This is a genomic window from Streptomyces sp. NPDC048337 (assembly GCF_043201175.1).
Lineage (GTDB): Bacteria > Actinomycetota > Actinomycetes > Streptomycetales > Streptomycetaceae > Streptomyces.
In genome coordinates this window covers 17,313-33,614 of record NZ_JBICYR010000011.1, presented here as the reverse complement: position 1 = coordinate 33,614, position 16,302 = coordinate 17,313, and the positions used below count along the sequence as shown (strand labels likewise).

Sequence of the window (16,302 nt, the reverse complement as noted above, 5' to 3'; positions counted from 1 at the left end):
GGGGTGTCGTCCGGGACTAAAACGAGATGAATTCGGCGCAGGGCAGCTTCAACAGAGCCGACCCGGAACAGGCGCCGAACATCGAAGCCCGCCCCGGACGACACCCCACCCCGGCCCCCGCCCCCGCCCCCGCCCCCCCCAACCCCCCCCCCCGGCACCGCGTCTCGGCCGCCACCTCCGGAACCCCGGACGCGTCGACGGCGGAGCCCTGGGCAGGCGGCACCGGCTTGGCGAGCCGCTCCGGCAGCAGCTCCAGTACCGCCTGCTTGAACCCCGGATGCGTCCCGTCGTCGTACGGATCCGGCGTGGCCGGCACCTGCAGCCGATGCACCGGACCCGCCCCCAGCCGCGCGTACCCCCGCCCCGGCGGCACGTGCGCCGTAGGCGTGGTGTGCGGCGGCAGCCCCAGCACATCCGCGATCTGCTGGATCGCGGCGGGCCCGAGGACGACCCGCGCCCGGGTGTGCTGCCAGACGGCGTCGTTCAGCAGTTCCAGGTGTTCGAAGTGTTCGGCGACGACCACCGTGATGTGCGCGGCCCGCCCGTGCCGCAACGGCACCTGGAGCTGGGCGAGCGGATCCGGCCCGCCCTCGGCGACCGCGAGGTGCGCGAGCACGCTCGGCTGGTCCAGCAGGATCCACAGCGGGCGCCGCGTGTCCTCGGGCGCCGGCCGGCCCGCCTCGCGCGCCCGATGGCTGGCGATGAGGCGCCGCTCGGTCTCCTGCGCGGCCCACTCCAGGGTGGCCAACGCCCCGCTCGGCCCGCATTCCACGGCGAGGACGCCGCTGCGGCCGGACAGGCAGGAGTACTCGCCGCTGCCGCCGCCCTCGACGATCAGTACGTCGCCCCCGTGCCGCAGCGCCTGGAGCGCGATGGACCGCAGCAGGGTGGACGTGCCGCTGCCGGGCTGGCCGACGGCCAGCAGGTGGGGCTCGGTGGAGCGGGGCCCGGTGCGCCAGATCACCGGCGGCAGGTCCCGGGGCTCATCGCCCTCCAGGACGGGCAGGGTGCGCTGCACGCCGCCGGCGTCGGTGAAGCCGAGGACGGTCTCCCCGGGTGAGGTCACGAAAGGCTGGGCGGCGATACCCGTCGGCAGCGCCGCCAGCACGCTCAGGTCGAGCTGGTTGCCCTCCTCGTCCCAGTCGAAGAGATACTCCCGTCCGCGCCCGGACTTGGCGTGCAGCAGTGCCTCGATCCGGGCCCGTGAGGCGGCCTCGCCATCGGTGAAGTAGGCCGGGTAGCGGATGTGGAGCCGGGTGACGCGGCCCGCCTCGTCGAACTCGTAGCCGCTGAAGGCCTTGTCCCAGTCCCCGCCGTGGGCGAAGAGGGGGTTCGGGTCCTCCGGGATGGAGAAGTACGGCACGAGGGCTTCGTAGAGGGAGCCGAGCCGTTCGGACTCGGCATCGCTGGGCCCGGTCTTCACCGGATTGCGGTCGCGTCCCTGCCAGGCCGCCGCCGCCATGAGCGTGATCAGGGCGAGGAGCGGACCGTAGGGGACGAGCGCGACCACGAGGACGCAGGCGGCTCCCAGGAACAGCGCGGGACCACGCTTGTCCTTGGGGGTTCCGGACCATTTGCGCCGCCCGGCCGAGGCCAGGATGCGCAGGCCGCGTCCGATGGTGAGGAGCGGATGGAGGACGTCCGTGGCGCTGTCGGCGGCCGTGCGAGCGAAGTCGCGGCCCCGGGCCAGCGACGAGGTGCCGCTGTTGAGGATGCGGGGGAGTGGGCGCCGGGCCACGGGCGTCTCCTGGAGTTGTGGGTGTTTCGGGTACTTCGGGTGGGGCTGGGTGTGGCTGCCGCGTCGGCCGGGGCTAGAGCTTGATCCCGCCGAGCAGGCTCGCGAGGCTCGCCGTGCTCGCCGTGATGCTCGGGGCGATGGCGGAGCCTGCGAGGAAGAAGCCGAACAGGGAGCAGACGAACGCGTGCGTCAGCTTCATCCCGTCCTTCTTGAAGAACAGGAAGCAGATGATGCCGAGCAGGACGACGCCTGAGATGGACAGGACCATGAGAGGTTCTCCTGGTGGGTGGGGACAGTCACCATCAGTTCTTCCAGGCTCACAGGAAGTATCAATGCGACAAAAGGTGCATACGGGTGAATCTGGCAGTTTTTCACTTGACTGGGTCACCCTGACTGGCGCGTCGGGAGCAAAGGGCCTCAAGGGTGATCATTGCCGTGGCCCGGCCCGGACATGTGCAGGTCCGGGCGCTACTCTGACGCTTCACCCGTACGGACGCAGTGCCGTGCGCCCCCCTGCCCCGGCCTGGGCCGCGCCGGGGCGGAACCCCACGCGAGCGAGTGAAAGGCGGTACGAACGATGAGCGAGAACCCCGAGGGCGGCTCGGCCTCCCAGGACGTTCCCGACGAGGACGTCATCGAACTGGCCACCAAGATCTTCGACTTGGCCCGGCAGGGCGAGACCGAGACGCTCGCCGCGTACCTCGACGCCGGGGTCCCGGCGAACCTCACCAACGACCGCGGCGACACCCTGGTCATGCTGGCCGCCTACCACGGCCACGCCGCCACCGTCACGGCCCTGCTGGCCCGCGGCGCCGAGGCCGACCGCGCCAACGACCGCGGCCAGACCCCGCTGGCCGGCGCCGTCTTCAAGGGCGAGGAGGCCGTCATCCGCGCCCTGCTCGACGGAGGGGCCGATCCGAACGCCGGAACCCCCTCCGCCGTGGACACGGCGCGCATGTTCGCCAAGGCCGACCTGCTGGAACTTTTCGGAACCAAGTAGTCCGCTTTTGCCTGTGATCTGGCCGGGCGCGGCCGGTTCCCGACCTCACAGGTTGGTCACGGCGGCCGTAAATGTGGTCGCGGTGCACAAACCGGCTGGGTCATCATGGCGTCGGATTCGATTCGCGAGCACGGCGGACGGGCAGGAGCGGGCAGGACACGACGGGTGTCCGGGCCCGGCCCGGCCGCCCGGCTCACGGAGCACCGACGAGAGTGAGAAGGCAATGGTCTACATCGAGCGGAACATGACGGCGGACGTCCTCACATGCTGTTACGCGGCCCTGTGAATCCCGATTCCCGGTTGCGTCCCCAGCTTGATTTGAGGCCATTCCCATGTTCGAACCAGTCATAGCGCCGAGCGGCACCCTGCTCGGGCTGCTCCAGCGCGGCCGTGGCGACGGCACGCTGCACGCCCTCGCGGCGCCCAGGGCGGAGGCCCTCGAGGCCCTCAACCAGTGCGTGCTCCGCGATCCGCGCCAGGACTGGCAGGTCGAGAACCGCTCCTTGTACTACGCCCGGCTGTACCTGGACCTCGACGGCCCCCTCGGCGAGATCGAGAGCCACCTCTTCAGCGCCGACGACCTCGTCGACGACGAGGACCACCGGACGGGCCTCGCCCTGTCCGTACTGGGCCACCTCGCCTCGTACGGCCGCGACGACGCGCTCATGCTGCTGCGCCGGTACGCCGCCTCCGGCGCGAACTGGGCCTGGGCCCTCGACGAACTCGCCCTGCGCGACGACGACGAGGGACTGCGCTCCCTGGGCGCGCCGATCCTCGCCAGATTCCCCGCCACGGCGGAGGGCGAGGCGCGGCTGGCCGCCGCCGTCCGCGACGCCTACGAGCCCCGGCCGTGGTGCCTGTGGGAGGAGTCCCCCGTATACGGGGAGCGCCTGCGCGCAGCCCGGCAGCAGGGCTCCTTCGACCGCTGGCAGCGCCAGCTCACGCCCAAGGGCCCGCAGCCCGGCTGGGGCGTCCAGGCCGTCTTCGACTGGGCCGCCGACGGGCTGCGCCGCGGCACCCCGCTGCACGTGCCCGCCGCCCGCTGCCTCGCCGCCGTGGCCGGGCCCGAGGACCGACCCGCGATCCTCGCGGCGGCCGCCGGCGCCGGCGGGGACGCGGCCCGCGCCACCGCCCTGCACCACCTGGTCCTCGTCGAACCGGACAACCCGGCCGTCCTGGACCTCATCGAAGCCGCCGCCGACGAGCCCGCCGTGGCCGCCTACGAGCGCATGTGCGGCCCCGAGGCCGTCGAACGGGCCCGCCGCTGGATCCACCGCCCCGACGCCCTGGGCGCGGCCGCGGCGGCCACCCTGGCCTCCCGGGGTGCGGCCGAGGACGCCGGCCTGGTCCTGGGCGCCCTGCGCTCCACCGTCCGCGGCGAGGGCCCCGACACGCGCCGGCTCTACGCCCTGGTGGACGGAGCCGGCCGCCTCGCGATCGGCTGCGCCGCTCCGGTGCTGCGCCACATCTACCGCGAGACGGCCTCGTCCCACCTGCGCGGCCGGGCCGCCCGGGCCCTGGCCAGCACGGACCCCACCTTCGCGGCGGGCTTCGCCGTCGAATGCCTCTGGGACTGCGAGGAGACCACCCGCGAGGTGGCCGCCCGCCACGCCGAGACCGCCGACGTCCGCGTCGCCCCCCGCCTGCGCCGCCTGGCGGCCGATCCGGCGGAGGAGGAGGACGTCCAGTCGGCCGTTCGCAGCCGCATCGCCCCGGAATCGGCCGTGTAGGGCCGGGCTTCCGTCCCGCGACACGCCTCGACCCGGCTCCCTGGTGGGAGCCGGGTCGAGTGGCTCGCGGCTACCGCGCGCGCGTGCGGGAGGGTGACACCGGGGGCTCGGAGCCCGTGCCCCCCCGCTCGCGCAGCTCTTGGAGTGCCCTGTCCATGTCGGCCTTCCGCTTGGCCTCCTCCTCGGGGCTCAGCAGGGAGAAATCGATCTGGCAGGGCGTGACCTTCGACGTCTCCTGCACGCCGGCCCCGATGTACGGGTTCGACGGCGTCCCCTTCGTGAACACGAGGGTGTACCCCGGAGGGACCGTCTTGGCGTTGATCCTCAGCGTGGACGAGCCCCTCGGGAAGGTCAGCTCGGCCTCGGGGTCGGCCTGCGGCCCCCGGTACCCGCCTCCCAGGTGCGGGCACTCCGACTGCGGCTTCTTCTCCGTCACCGCGACGCTCACCCCCTGCGCCTGGAGCCTTCGCACCAGTTCGGGCAGCTCATCGGCCTTTGTGGGACGGGGGACCTCGATGGTGGGGCCCGGGTCCTTGGAGCCCGACTTGAGTAGTTCCTCCAGGCCTTCGGACTGGTCCATGCTGCAGGACGGGACCTTGGAGGTCTCGATGACGCCGAAGCCGACCCCCTGCTCGCCCAGCGGGTAGTACTCCGACCACGTGAACGTGAGCGTGTAACCAGGAGGGACCGTTTTCGCGTTGACTTTGAGGAAGGGGCCGTCGCCGCCACGCGGCATGATCTCGGCCTCGGGGTCGGCCTGCGGACCGCGGTACCCCCCGCCGAGCTCGGAACACTGGGATTGCGGCCGCTTCGGCACCACCACGGCCTGGACACCCAGTTCCTTCAGCCGTTCCACCAGGGACGGGACCTGGTCGTTCTCGGGCAGGTCGAACCGGAGCGACCCGTCCGGGTCCTTCCTGATCTCGGGCGCGTCCGTGGGGCCCTTGGCGGGCCGCGGGCCGTGGAGGCTGCTGCCGGGCAGACCCATGACGGCGACCACGGCGGCTGTCGCGACGCCCACCGCGAGCGGGATGCCGTACCGCCGGGCGCGGGAACGGACGGGCGCGGGAGCGGGTGTCTCCGGGAGGCGGGCCAGGAGGGCGGCCTTGAGTCGGTCCTCGAACCCGTGCGGCCTGCTGCTCATCGGGCTACCTCCAGCTGGGGCTCGCTACCGGGGCCCGGGCTGCGCAGGGCGCGCCGGGCGCGGTGCAGGCGGACGCGGATCGTCGCCTGGGTGACGCCGAGAGCCTGCGCGGCCTCGGCCGGGGTGAGCTGGTCGAGCACGACCAGGTCCAGCGCGGCACGCAGCGGCTCGGAGAGCGCCGCGTGGCGCTCGGCCAGGTCGCGGAAGGCCCGCTCGGCGTCGATCCGTTCCTCCAGCGCCGCGACGTCCTCGTCGTCGAGGAGGCGGCGACCGCTCAGCCGGGCCAGGGCGCCGCTCTCGCGGGCCATGCCTCGGGCGTGGCCCGACAGGACGTTGCGGGCTATGCCGAACAGCCAGGCGACCGGAGCTCCCCTGTGGCCCCGGTAGGTGCCCGCCGAACCCATCGCCGCGAGGAAGATGTCCGCCGTCAGGTCGGCCGCCAGGTGCGGGTCGGCGACCCGGCGGGTGACGAAGCCGAGTACGGCGTCGATGTGGTCCTCGTAGAACGCCCCGAACCCCTCGGGCGTGGTGAGATCCGGTGGTCCGGTCTCCTGTCGTGGGCTGCGCACCCGGTTCCTCCCCTGCACAGGGGGCCCGGTCGGCCCCCCTCATCCGGTACTTGGCCGAAGCCCCCGCGAACGTTTCATCGGGACCGGAAGAACCTGACCGGCACCCCCGGCCGGGCCTGCGCCGCCGCGTCGAGGGCCGGGCCCGGCGGGACCACGCCCACCACCGGGTAGCCGCCCGTGACCGGGTGGTCGGCCAGGAACACCACCGGCAGGCCGTCCGGCGGGACCTGGACCGCGCCCAGCACCATGCCCTCGCTCGGCAGTTCGCCCGCCCGGCTCCGGACCAGCGGGGCCCCCGCCTCCGTGCGCAGGCCGATGCGGTTGGACATCGCCGAGACGCGGAACACCGCACGCCACAGCCCGGCGAGCGAAGCCGCCGTGAACCAGTCGGCCCGTGGTCCGAGGCGGAGCGGGAGCAGGAGTTCCGCGGGCGCCCCGGGCAGCCCGCAGGCATCCGCCCACGGCACCGGATCCGGGCCCGGCGGGCCGACCGGCAGCAGCGTCCCGGCCGACAGGACCGGCGGCCCCAGCCCCGACAGCAGGTCCGCCGAGCGACTGCCCAGGACCGGCGGGACGTCCAGGCCACCCCGTACCGCGACGTAGCTGCGCAGCCCCGACTCCGCCCGGCCCACCTCCAGCTCCGCCCCGGCCGGCAGCCCGACCGCGGCACCCCAGGCCACCGGGCGGCCGTCGATCCGTACGGAACAGGGCGCGCCCGTGACCGCCACGGTGGTCGCGGCCGGCGCCCGGAGCCCGACCCCGTCGAGGGTCGTCTCCAGCGCCGCCGCGTCCGGGGCGTTGCCGACCAGCCGGTTGGCCAGCGCGTACGCCGCCGAGTCGAGGGCCCCCGACCGCGGGACCCCGAGGTGCGCGTAACCGGGGCGGCCGCGGTCCTGGACCGTGGTCAGCGCCCCCGGGCGGACCACCAGCAGCCCCGTCACAGGCCCGCCTCCGTGAACCGCACCCGTACCCCCGGCGCGAACAGGGCCGCCGGGTCCCGCTCCGGGTCCCAGAGCACCGCATCCGTGGACCCGATCAGCTGCCAGCCGCCGGGGGAGGAGCGCGGGTACACCCCGGCGTACTCGCCCGCGAGGGCCAGGGAGCCCGCCGGGACGCTCGTGCGGGGCGTGGCGCGGCGGGGGAGGTGGAAGCGCTCCGGGAGCCCGGTCAGGTAGCCGAAGCCCGGGGCGAACCCGCAGAAGGCCACCCGGAACACGGTGCCGCCGACCACGGCCGGGACCTCCGCGGGGCCCACGCCCCACAGCCGGGCCACGTCGGCCAGGTCCGGGCCGTCGTAGCGCACCGGGACGGTCACCAGCGGACCCTCCGTCTCCGCGAGCGGTGGCACCTCCCAGCGCGAGATCCGGGCGCCGAGCGCGGCGGGATCCCGTACGCCGTCGAGCAGTACCGTCCGGGCCGCGGGCACGAGGTCCCGTACGGCGCCCAGCTCGCCCGCGTCCCGGCGGCGCAGCAGTTCGGCGTGGAGCGCCGCCACCTCGGCGGCGGAGTCCAGTTCGACGAGCAGCGCCTCGCCGCCCACCACCAGGGTCCTCACGCGAAGGCCTCCACCCGCACCCCGGCCGCGCCCAGCGCCTCCCGCACCGTGCGGGCCAGCTGCGCGGCCCCCGGAGTGTCCCCGTGCAGGCACAGCGAGCGCGCGGCCACCGCCACCCGGGAGCCGTCGGCCGCCGCCACCTCGCCCCGCGCGGCCATCCCGACGGCCCGCGCGACCACCGCCTCCGGGTCGTGCACCACCGCCCCCGGCTCGCCGCGCGGCACGAGCGTCCCGGCGGGCGTGTAGGCCCGGTCGGCGAAGGCCTCCGCCACGGGGGCCAGCCCGGCCTCCTCCGCGGCGGCGAGCAGCAGCGAACCGGGCAGCCCCAGCACCGGCAGGCCACCCGTGGCGCCGGCCCCGGCCGCGAGCCGGACGCCCGCGACGACGGCGGCGGCCTGGTCGGCGTCGTGCACGGTGCGGTTGTACAGCGCGCCGTGCGGTTTCACGTACGACACCCGGGAGCCGGCCGCGCGTGCGAAGACCTCCAGCGCCCCGATCTGGTACGCGACCTCGGCCGCCAGCTCACCGGCCGGCACGTCCATCGAGCGCCGCCCGAAGCCGGCCAGGTCGCGGTAGGAGACCTGCGCGCCGATCCGTACGCCCCGCTCGGCGGCCAGCTCGCAGACCCGGCGCATGATGGACGGGTCCCCGGCGTGGAAGCCGCACGCGACGTTGGCACTCGTGACGACGGACAGCAGCGCCTCGTCGTCGGTCAGCGCCCAGCGCCCGAAGCCCTCGCCGAGGTCGGCGTTGAGGTCGATCACCGGGGTGGGTGCGATCATGGAATCCATGCGGCGAGCGTAGAGCAGGCGGCGCGAGGGAGCCGGGGACGATCCGGCCGAACCATGCCGTTTGGGATGTTGTCCGTGACAGCGCCTAGTCTTTGTCCGTGACTCTCCCCGCCCCGGCGAAGACCCTTCCGTCCCCGGCGCCGGGCCCGGCCGCCGACGAGGGCCTGGCCCGGCGGCTGCGCGCCCTCGCCTGCACCGCCCCGCTGCACGACCTCGACGTACGCAAGGCCAATCTGGCGGGCGAGTACGGGGTCTACGCGATGGCGGAGGTCGCACTCGCCGCGATCGACCTGGTCACGCTCAACATGGACTTCGACACGGGCGCCGACCACGAGCAGATAGTGGCCCGGCTCCTGCCGCGCGTCGCCGCCCAGGCCCCGGCCCGGCCCGCGGCCGAGCACGAGCGGGTGGCCCGCTGGGTGCTGGAGAACCTGATCAACGTGGGCAGCGTGGACCGCGGATTCCGGGCGATCTACGGCACGTTCGGCCCGGACGGCGTGTACGTCCGGCGCGACTACGACTTCAAGCTCATCGAAGAGGTCCCCGGCTACGGCGGCGCGGTCTACCTGCGGACGACCGACGAAGCCGTCAACGTACTGGTCGGCGCCCTCGACACCGACGTCACCAGCGCGCAGATCGCCGCCGAGGTGAAGCTGGAGGTCCTGATCAGCCGGGGCCGCCTGGCGGACGCCCAGCTCGCCGCCGAACAGGCCCGCTACCGCACGGTCCAGTACGCCGAGACCCTGCGCCGGACCCTGGACGCGACCCGGCGCAACGTCCGGGCGGTGGACTGGCTGCAGGCCGTCCCCGACATGATCGCGGAAGCCCTGGACCACGTCGCCGACCGCTACCGGCACGAGAACGCGATCCTGACCAACATCCGCAAGGCGCGCGACGAGGCGGAGGAGCCGGAGAGCAAGCGGCGCGCCGCCGAGCTGGTCGACATCGTCAAGGACTGCATCCGCCGCCACACCCAGCTCCAGTCCCGGCTCCTGGACGCCGGCCCGCTCTTCCGCGCCGAGCAGGACCGGCAGGCCTTCGCCGCCCCCGCGCCGCGCTCGGGCATCGACCTGTACGGGCAGCTGGTGGCGCCCCTGCTGCCGTTGCCGGTCGCTCAGGCCCGCCGGGTCACGGACGCGTTCTTCGCGGCCGGTACGGGCCTGCGCACCCCGGTCTCGGTGCGCGTCGGGGACCTGGTGGACATACTGCTCACCCCGCCGGTGGAGCGGGAGCACCTCGGCGTGGAGATGCCCGAGCCCGACCTGATCGCCACCCCGGACGACAGCCGCTTCAGCGAGGAGCAGCTCTCCGCCGCGATGGAGCTCCTGGACCTCCCGCACGACGCCCCGCGCCGGCTGTCCGGCCTGCTCGCGGAGGCCCGCCGCAGCGACCCGGACCTCCCGTACCTGGTGGCGCTGCTGGCCGTCCACGCGGCGAGCCCGGCCGTGGGCACGGCCTACCGCCAGGGCGAGGAGCGGCTGCTCTTCGCGGTGGACGACGGAACCCCGCTCGACGACCCGGAGTTCGGCGGCGCCGACCTGATCGTCGGCACCGCCCTCCTCGACGCGGCCGGCATGGCCGCGGACCGCACGGAGGCGGCATGACCGCGAGGCGACACGGAGGCGGGATGACCGTCAGGCCGGGCGGCTGCTCGACCCCGGTGCCCGGGGCCGGGCGCCACCCGGCTACGGCTCCGGCCGCGCCCGCCCGCGCGGCCGAACCCGTCACCGGGGCGGAGGCCCTGGTGGGGCCGTATCGCCCGGGGGCGCGGGGGCTCGCCCCCGCTCCCGGGAAGGGGCGGGGCGGGGGACACCCTGCCGCCGCCGAAGCCGCCGCCCCGCACACCAGCCGTACCCGCACCCGCGCCCGGAACATCCGCACCCGTACCCGCAACACCCGCACCGCCGAGGAGACCCGCCCGTGAGCGACCACCACGCCGAGTACACCGCGTGGAGCGAGCCCGACGCGCCGTCGGCTCCCGTCGCGCCCGCCCCCGCAGGGGCCGTCACCCCGGCCGACGCGGCGGACGCCGCCCGGCTCGTCGCCTTCGGGCTCCAGCCCAAGCTCCTCCCCGCCCGCGACGCCGAGTACGCCGAACTGCTCCGCCGCTACCGCGAGGACACCGCCTTCGGCCGGCTCGCCGACGCCGTCGCCACCGGCCTCGGCCTCGTCGTCCTGGAGGTGTCCCCACGCGCCGGCATGGCCGTCGCCGCCGGCGAGGACTCCGTCTTCGCCGTCCGCATGGGCGACTACGCCCGCCGCACCGCCGCCGACTCCGCCGACCGCTTCCTGCACGGCCTCGCCCACCTCGCCGTCGCCGCCCTCGCCTACCCCCGCCCCGAGGACCTCGCCGACGACGGCTACATCGGCCGCGTCACCGTCAACGGCGTCGACGCCTTCGTCCGCCAGACGTGCCGCCGCCTGGAGGAGCGCGCCGAGGAGCTCGGCGAGAACACCGACCCGGCCTCCGACACCCCCGGCCTGGAGGCCGCCTGGCGCGTCTACGCCCGGCGCAGCGCGACCGGCGCAACCAAGGACGCCCGCCGCCTCGCCGGCTCCACCACCGGCATCGTCGGCAAGGCCGCCGCCTTCCTCACCGACTCCGGCTTCCTCCAGCGCACCGGCGACGAGGCGGGCGGCACCTACCGCACCACCCCCCGCTACCAGCTCCAGGTCCGCGACATGGCGGGCAGCGCGGCAATGGCCGAGCTCCTCGAACTGGGCGTGGTCCCCGTCAGCGACGGCTCCGCGACTCTGCTGCCGCCGCCCGAGGGCGACGACCTGGAGCTCGCGGCCGACGCCGGGCTCCCGTTCCACGCCTGAGCCACCCGCCTCCGTACCTCCGTACCTCCGTACCAAGACACCACGAGAGTCCGCCGCCATGTACGAGCTGTCCCGGATCCGCCTCTACTCCATCGGGCCCGCCGGTGCGCGCTACGCCGACACCGTGCTCGACCTGCGTGGAGTCGGCGAGCCGGTGCCCCACCCGGCACCCGCCCAGGCGGAGTTCTTCGAGGACGAGCCCACCGGTCCGCCGCGCCGCCCCGCGCCCGCCGGAGTGCTCTTCCTGGAGAACGGCGGCGGCAAATCCGTCCTGCTCAAGCTGATCTTCTCGGTGATGCTCCCCGGCCACCGCAACACCCTCGGCGGCGCCAGCTCCGGCGTGCTGCGCAAGTTCCTGCTGGCCGACGACTGCGGCCATGTCGCCCTGGAGTGGCAGCACACCCAGACCGGCGAGTGTGTGGTCGTCGGCAAGGTCAGCGAATGGCGAGGCCGCCAGGTCTCCAACGACCCCCGCAAGTTCGCCGAGGCCTGGTACTCCTTCCGCCCGGGGCCGGGCCTGAGCCTCGACAACCTCCCCGTCGCCGAGGCCACCGCCGTCCGCCCGCCGGTCGAGGGCGCCTCCGGTGCCCAGGGCCGCCGCCGCACGATGAAGGGCTTCCGCGACGCCCTGACCGAGGCCGGCAAGGCGTACCCGCACCTGGAGGTCTACTTCGAGGAGATCCACGACCGCTGGAACGAGCACCTCACCGACCTCGGCCTCGACCCCGAACTCTTCCGCTACCAGCGCGAGATGAACGCCGACGAGGGCGAGGCCGCCGGCCTCTTCGCGGTCAAGAAGGACTCCGACTTCACCGACCTCCTGCTGCGCGCCGTCACCGACACCCGCGACACCGACGGCCTCGCCGACCTCGTCCACGGCTTCGGCAACAAGCTGGGCCGCCGCGCCGAGCTCATGGCCGAACGGGACTTCACCGCCGGCTCCGTGGACCTCCTCACCCGCATCGTCGAGGCCGCCGAGACCCGCTCCCGGCTGCGCGACGTCCACGCGGGCGCCGAACGCCGCACCCGCACCCTCGCCCGGCGGCTGTCCGCCCGCGCCACCGAGGAGCGCGGCCGCGCCGCCGACCTCGCCCAGCGGGTCACCGGCGCCGCCCACGAGGTCACCGCCGCCGAATCCGCGCGCGCCCGCAGCGCCGCCGTCTCCGCCGAACTCGCCTACCGGCACGCCTCGCTGGCGCTGACCGTCGCCGACAAGGCCGCCGCCGCCCAGCGCCGCGAACTCCTCGAAGCGCGCACCCTGTACTCCGCCTGGCAGGCCGCCGAGACGGTGCTGCGCCACCGCGCCGCCGCCGACCGCTCCGCCCGCGTCGCCGCCGCGATCCGCGAGGCCGAGCGGGACGCCGCCCCGGCGCTGGCCGCCCGCGCGACGGCCGCCGCCGATCTCGTACGGGCCCTGCACACCGCCGCCGAGCACGGCGAGCGGGTGGCCAACGAGGAGGAGGAGCGCTCCGCCGCCCTCCAGGCCACCGGCGAGTCCGCACACCGCGACGCCACCGCCGCCGCCACGGCCGCCCAGCGCGCCCGCAGCGAGGCCGAACACCTCCGGGCCCGGCTCGGCGAGGTGCAGCAGGAGACCGCCGAGGCCGTCCGGGCCGGCTGGCTCGACGACTCCGAGCCCGACGCCGACCCCGCCAGGGCCGCCCTCGCCGCCACCGACGCCGAGAAGACCGCCGTGGCCGCCTGGGACGAGGCCCGCGAAGCCGCCCGCGCCGCCTCCGAAGCCGCCCGTGAGGCCGCGGCCGCCGAATCCCGCGCCGAGCTGACCGCCGCCCGCGCCGCGGACGCCGCCGACGCGGCCGAAGCCGCCCACGACGCCGAACACCGCGCCGCCGCCTCGCTCGCCGAATCCCCCCGCCTGACCGCCCTCCTGGGCCTCCCGGACGCCCCGGGCCTCCCCGGGCCCCGAGCCGGTACGGAGGGTCAGGGCTCCGCGGGAGCGGCCGGCCACGCGCCGTCCGACGGGCACGGCGCTGCGCCCGGTGGCGCCCCGGCCGCGCCGGGTTCCGGGGGAGGCTCCGGTGCCCCGCACGCCCACGCCGCCCCGCAGGGCACGGGCACCGCGCCGGCTGCGAGCCAGGCGGCAGCCGGGGCCGGCTTCCCCGCGCCGACCGGCGGCCGGCCAGGAGCTGCGGGCACCGCAGTTCCCCCCGGCGGCCCGCAGGGCGCGGCGGACCAGGACCGCGCAACCGCCGGACGGCTCACGGCCGAGGACCTCGACCGGAACGCCGAGGACCTCCACGTCCTGCTGACCGACGGAGTCGCGGCGGCCGAACGCCACCTCTTCGAGCTGCGCACCGCCGCCGCCGACGACGCCCGCATCCTCGGCGCCCTCGGCGACGGCGGCCTCCTGCCGCCCGGCCCCGACGTCCTCGCCACCGTCGAGTACCTCGGCGAACACGGCATCCCCGCCCTCCCCGGCTGGCGCTACCTGGCCCAGTCCGTGGACCCCGCCGACCACGCCGCCGTCCTCGCGGCCCGCCCCGAACTCGTCGACGGCGTCGTCATCACCGACCCCGACACCCACAGCCGCGCCCGCGAGGTCCTCTCCGGCGCAGCCCTGCTGCCCCGCTCGACCGTCGCCGTCGGCACGGCCGCCGCCCTGCTGGCACCCATGCCGCCGACTGCTGATGGCGATTCCGCGGTGTCCAGTATTTTCATCGTTTCGCCCAACCCGGCCATGCACGACGAGCACGCCGCCGACGAGGAGCGCCAGGCGCTGCGCACCCGCGCCACCGCCCGCGACACCGAGATCCGAGACCTCGCCGCCCGCCTCTCCGGCGACCGCGAGCTCGCCGCCCGCCTCGCCTCCTGGCGCACCGGCTGCCCGCCCGGCCGCCTCGCCGAGCTGGCGCAGCAGGCCGCGGCCGCCCGGGCGTTCGCCGAGGAGGCCGACGCCGAGCTCGCGGAGGCCCGTACCGTACGCGCGGAGGCCGACGAGGCCGCCGCCGACGCGGCCCGCGTGCGCGACGAGCGCCAGGACACCGCCCAGCGCGCCCGCCGGGCCGCCGACGCCCTCGCAGGCCTCGCCTTCCGGCTGCGCGAACGCGCCGGCTGGCAGGCCCGCCTGCGCGAACTCGCCGACGAGGCCGCCGAGTCCGAGGCCCGCGCCGAGGTCTGCCTGGACCGGGCCCGCGCCGCCGACGAGGACCGGCGTGCCGCCCAGCGCGCCGCCGACGACGCCCGCCGCACCGCCCGCGCCCTGCGGGCCGAACGCGCCGAGATCGCCGGCGCCCCCGAGCCCCTCCCGGAGGACGACGGCACCGTCAAGGCGCCGCTGCCGGACCTGCGCGAGGCCTACCGGGCCGCCTCCCGGCTCTACGAGAAGGTCGGCGTCGGCGCCGACCTGCGCGCCGAACAGGCCCGCGCCGAGAGCGACGAGAGCGCCGCCCTCGCCGAACTCGACCGCCTCACCAACAAGGTCCGCACCCGCGCCGCCCAGCTCCTCGAAGGCACCGACGGAGCCGACGGCCCCTCCCGCCAGGCCGCTGCCGCCCGCGCCGAGTCCCTCGTCCAGATGCTGGAGACGCGTGCCTCCGCCGCCAGCGAGCAGCTCGGCCGGCTCCGCGGCGAGGCCGAACGGCACGCCCCCGCCGAGGGCGAGTCGCACACCGAACTCCCCGAGGAACTCATCCCCGAGGACGTGGACCAGGCCCAGGGCCTGCTCCGAACGGCCACCGCGCAACTCGCCGCGCACACCGCCGCCGTGGAGAACGCCCGGGCCGCCCACGCGGACCTGCTGCGCGCCCACCGCACGGCCGAGGACGGCGCCGGCGGGTTCGACGAGACGGCGGCCCTGCTGCGGGACCTCCTGCGCGACCACACGCACGCCGACGACGAACAGGAGCCGGCGGCGCACCCCGGGACGCTGGAGGAGGCCCGCCAGTCGGCCACCGAGGCCCGCCGGGCCCTGCGCGGCTGCGCGGCGGACCTGTCGGCCGCCGAGTCCGCCGTGCGCGAGGCGAGCGACGTCCTGGTCCGGCACGCCAACGCCACCCGCTACGAGCAGGTACGCACCCCCGCGCGCCAGCAGATCCGCGAACTGCCCGCCTCCGCCCTCCCCGAGCACGCGGCGGCCTGGGCGAGCGCCTTCGCCCCGCGGCTGCGCGTCCTCACCGACGAGCTGGCGCAGTTGGAGCGCAACCGCGACAGCATCGTCGACCGCCTGCGCGGCCTGGTCGAGTCGGCGCTGGCCACGCTCCGCTCGGCGCAGCGCCTCTCCCAGCTCCCGGAAGGCCTCGGCGAGTGGTCGGGCCAGGAATTCCTCCGCATCCGCTTCGAGGAGCCGGACCAGGCGACGCTGACGGAACGGCTCGGCGAGGTCATCGACGAGGCCACCCGCGCGGCGGTGAAGAAGAACAGCACCGCCTCCTTCGGCGAAGGCCGCCGCGACGGCATGTCCCTTCTCCTGCGGGGAGTCCAGGCGGCCCTCGAACCCAAGGGCATCTCGGTGGAGATCCTCAAGCCGGACGCCGTCCTGCGCGCCGAACGGGTCCCCGTCGGCCAGATGGGCGACGTCTTCTCCGGCGGCCAGCTGCTCACCGCCGCGATCGCCCTCTACTGCACGATGGCGGCGCTGCGCAGCAACGACCGCGGCCGCGACAAGCACCGCCACGCGGGCACGCTGTTCCTCGACAACCCGATCGGCCGCGCGAACGCCACCTACCTGCTGGAGCTCCAGCGGGCCGTCTCGGACGCCCTCGGCGTCCAGCTGCTCTACACGACGGGCCTGTTCGACACCACGGCCCTGGCCGAGTTCCCGCTGGTCATCCGCCTGCGCAACGACGCGGACCTGCGGGCGGGCCTGAAGTACATCAGCGTCGAGGAACACCTCCGCCCGGGCCTGCCCCAGCAGTCCCCGGAGGGGGAGACGATCCACGGCGAGATCACGGCGACCCGAATGTTCCGCCGATGAGACATCCAGCCCCGCCGGC

At 75.4% G+C, this 16,302-nt stretch carries 13 protein-coding genes; 6 read left to right on the top strand and 7 right to left on the bottom strand.

All coding sequences use genetic code 11. The features are described 5' to 3' along the window. Positions 1-16: 16 nt before the first annotated feature. On the bottom strand, positions 17-1,738 hold the full coding sequence (locus ACGFYU_RS19315) for a hypothetical protein (protein WP_393828500.1): 1,722 nt from the start codon (positions 1,736-1,738) through the stop codon (positions 17-19). 73 nt (positions 1,739-1,811) lie between these two features. Continuing rightward, entirely contained in the window at positions 1,812-2,006 is a 195-nt protein-coding gene (locus ACGFYU_RS19310) for a hypothetical protein (RefSeq protein ID WP_030031218.1), read from the bottom strand. A 309-nt stretch (positions 2,007-2,315) separates the two neighbouring features. Here ACGFYU_RS19310 and ACGFYU_RS19305 point away from each other — a divergent pair, with 309 nt between their 5' ends. Then, positions 2,316-2,738 (top strand): ankyrin repeat domain-containing protein, encoded by a 423-nt coding sequence (locus ACGFYU_RS19305; protein ID WP_393828499.1) that lies wholly within the window; start codon positions 2,316-2,318, stop codon positions 2,736-2,738. A gap of 332 nt (positions 2,739-3,070) precedes the next feature. Next, positions 3,071-4,468 (top strand): HEAT repeat domain-containing protein, encoded by a 1,398-nt coding sequence (locus ACGFYU_RS19300; RefSeq protein ID WP_393828498.1) that lies wholly within the window; start codon positions 3,071-3,073, stop codon positions 4,466-4,468. A 70-nt stretch (positions 4,469-4,538) separates the two neighbouring features. On the opposite strand, the gene ACGFYU_RS19295 is transcribed toward ACGFYU_RS19300, so the two are convergent. The 5 genes from ACGFYU_RS19295 to ACGFYU_RS19275 form a co-directional block, all read right to left on the bottom strand. Further along, positions 4,539-5,612 (bottom strand): hypothetical protein, encoded by a 1,074-nt coding sequence (locus ACGFYU_RS19295; protein WP_393828497.1) that lies wholly within the window; start codon positions 5,610-5,612, stop codon positions 4,539-4,541. Beyond that, positions 5,609-6,181: an RNA polymerase sigma factor gene (locus ACGFYU_RS19290; protein WP_393828496.1), complete on the bottom strand. Its 573-nt coding sequence runs from the start codon at positions 6,179-6,181 to the stop codon at positions 5,609-5,611. Before ACGFYU_RS19290 ends, ACGFYU_RS19295 begins: the two co-directional genes overlap by 4 nt. A gap of 74 nt (positions 6,182-6,255) precedes the next feature. Beyond that, entirely contained in the window at positions 6,256-7,122 is an 867-nt protein-coding gene (locus ACGFYU_RS19285) for a biotin-dependent carboxyltransferase family protein (protein WP_393828495.1), read from the bottom strand. After that, a complete protein-coding gene (locus ACGFYU_RS19280; protein WP_393828494.1) occupies positions 7,119-7,736 on the bottom strand; it encodes an allophanate hydrolase subunit 1 in 618 nt (205 codons plus the stop codon). Before ACGFYU_RS19280 ends, ACGFYU_RS19285 begins: the two co-directional genes overlap by 4 nt. Further along, complete coding sequence (locus ACGFYU_RS19275) at positions 7,733-8,527, bottom strand: LamB/YcsF family protein (protein ID WP_393828493.1); 795 nt, start codon at positions 8,525-8,527, stop codon at positions 7,733-7,735. Before ACGFYU_RS19275 ends, ACGFYU_RS19280 begins: the two co-directional genes overlap by 4 nt. Before the next feature lie 98 nt (positions 8,528-8,625). Between ACGFYU_RS19275 and ACGFYU_RS19270 the strand changes: the two genes are divergently transcribed. The 4 genes from ACGFYU_RS19270 to ACGFYU_RS19255 are packed head-to-tail and all read left to right on the top strand — an operon-like array spanning position 8,626 to position 16,283. Then, positions 8,626-10,131, top strand: a complete 1,506-nt coding sequence (locus ACGFYU_RS19270) for a hypothetical protein (protein WP_393828492.1) — start codon at positions 8,626-8,628, stop codon at positions 10,129-10,131. A 23-nt stretch (positions 10,132-10,154) separates the two neighbouring features. Continuing rightward, positions 10,155-10,451 (top strand): hypothetical protein, encoded by a 297-nt coding sequence (locus ACGFYU_RS19265; protein WP_393828491.1) that lies wholly within the window; start codon positions 10,155-10,157, stop codon positions 10,449-10,451. After that, positions 10,448-11,350: a hypothetical protein gene (locus ACGFYU_RS19260; RefSeq protein WP_393828490.1), complete on the top strand. Its 903-nt coding sequence runs from the start codon at positions 10,448-10,450 to the stop codon at positions 11,348-11,350. The genes ACGFYU_RS19265 and ACGFYU_RS19260 overlap by 4 nt, the downstream gene beginning before the upstream one ends. Positions 11,351-11,408: 58 nt before the next feature. After that, positions 11,409-16,283 (top strand): hypothetical protein, encoded by a 4,875-nt coding sequence (locus ACGFYU_RS19255; protein ID WP_393828489.1) that lies wholly within the window; start codon positions 11,409-11,411, stop codon positions 16,281-16,283. Positions 16,284-16,302: the final 19 nt, after the last annotated feature.

Coding starts and splice junctions, on each gene's coding strand:
- ACGFYU_RS19310 (WP_030031218.1), bottom strand. CDS start 2,006: ATGGTCCTGTCCATCTCAGGCGTCGTCCTGCTCGGCATCATCTGCTTC.
- ACGFYU_RS19305 (WP_393828499.1), top strand. CDS start 2,316: ATGAGCGAGAACCCCGAGGGCGGCTCGGCCTCCCAGGACGTTCCCGAC.
- ACGFYU_RS19300 (WP_393828498.1), top strand. CDS start 3,071: ATGTTCGAACCAGTCATAGCGCCGAGCGGCACCCTGCTCGGGCTGCTC.
- ACGFYU_RS19295 (WP_393828497.1), bottom strand. CDS start 5,612: ATGAGCAGCAGGCCGCACGGGTTCGAGGACCGACTCAAGGCCGCCCTC.
- ACGFYU_RS19275 (WP_393828493.1), bottom strand. CDS start 8,527: ATGGATTCCATGATCGCACCCACCCCGGTGATCGACCTCAACGCCGAC.
- ACGFYU_RS19265 (WP_393828491.1), top strand. CDS start 10,155: ATGACCGTCAGGCCGGGCGGCTGCTCGACCCCGGTGCCCGGGGCCGGG.
- ACGFYU_RS19255 (WP_393828489.1), top strand. CDS start 11,409: ATGTACGAGCTGTCCCGGATCCGCCTCTACTCCATCGGGCCCGCCGGT.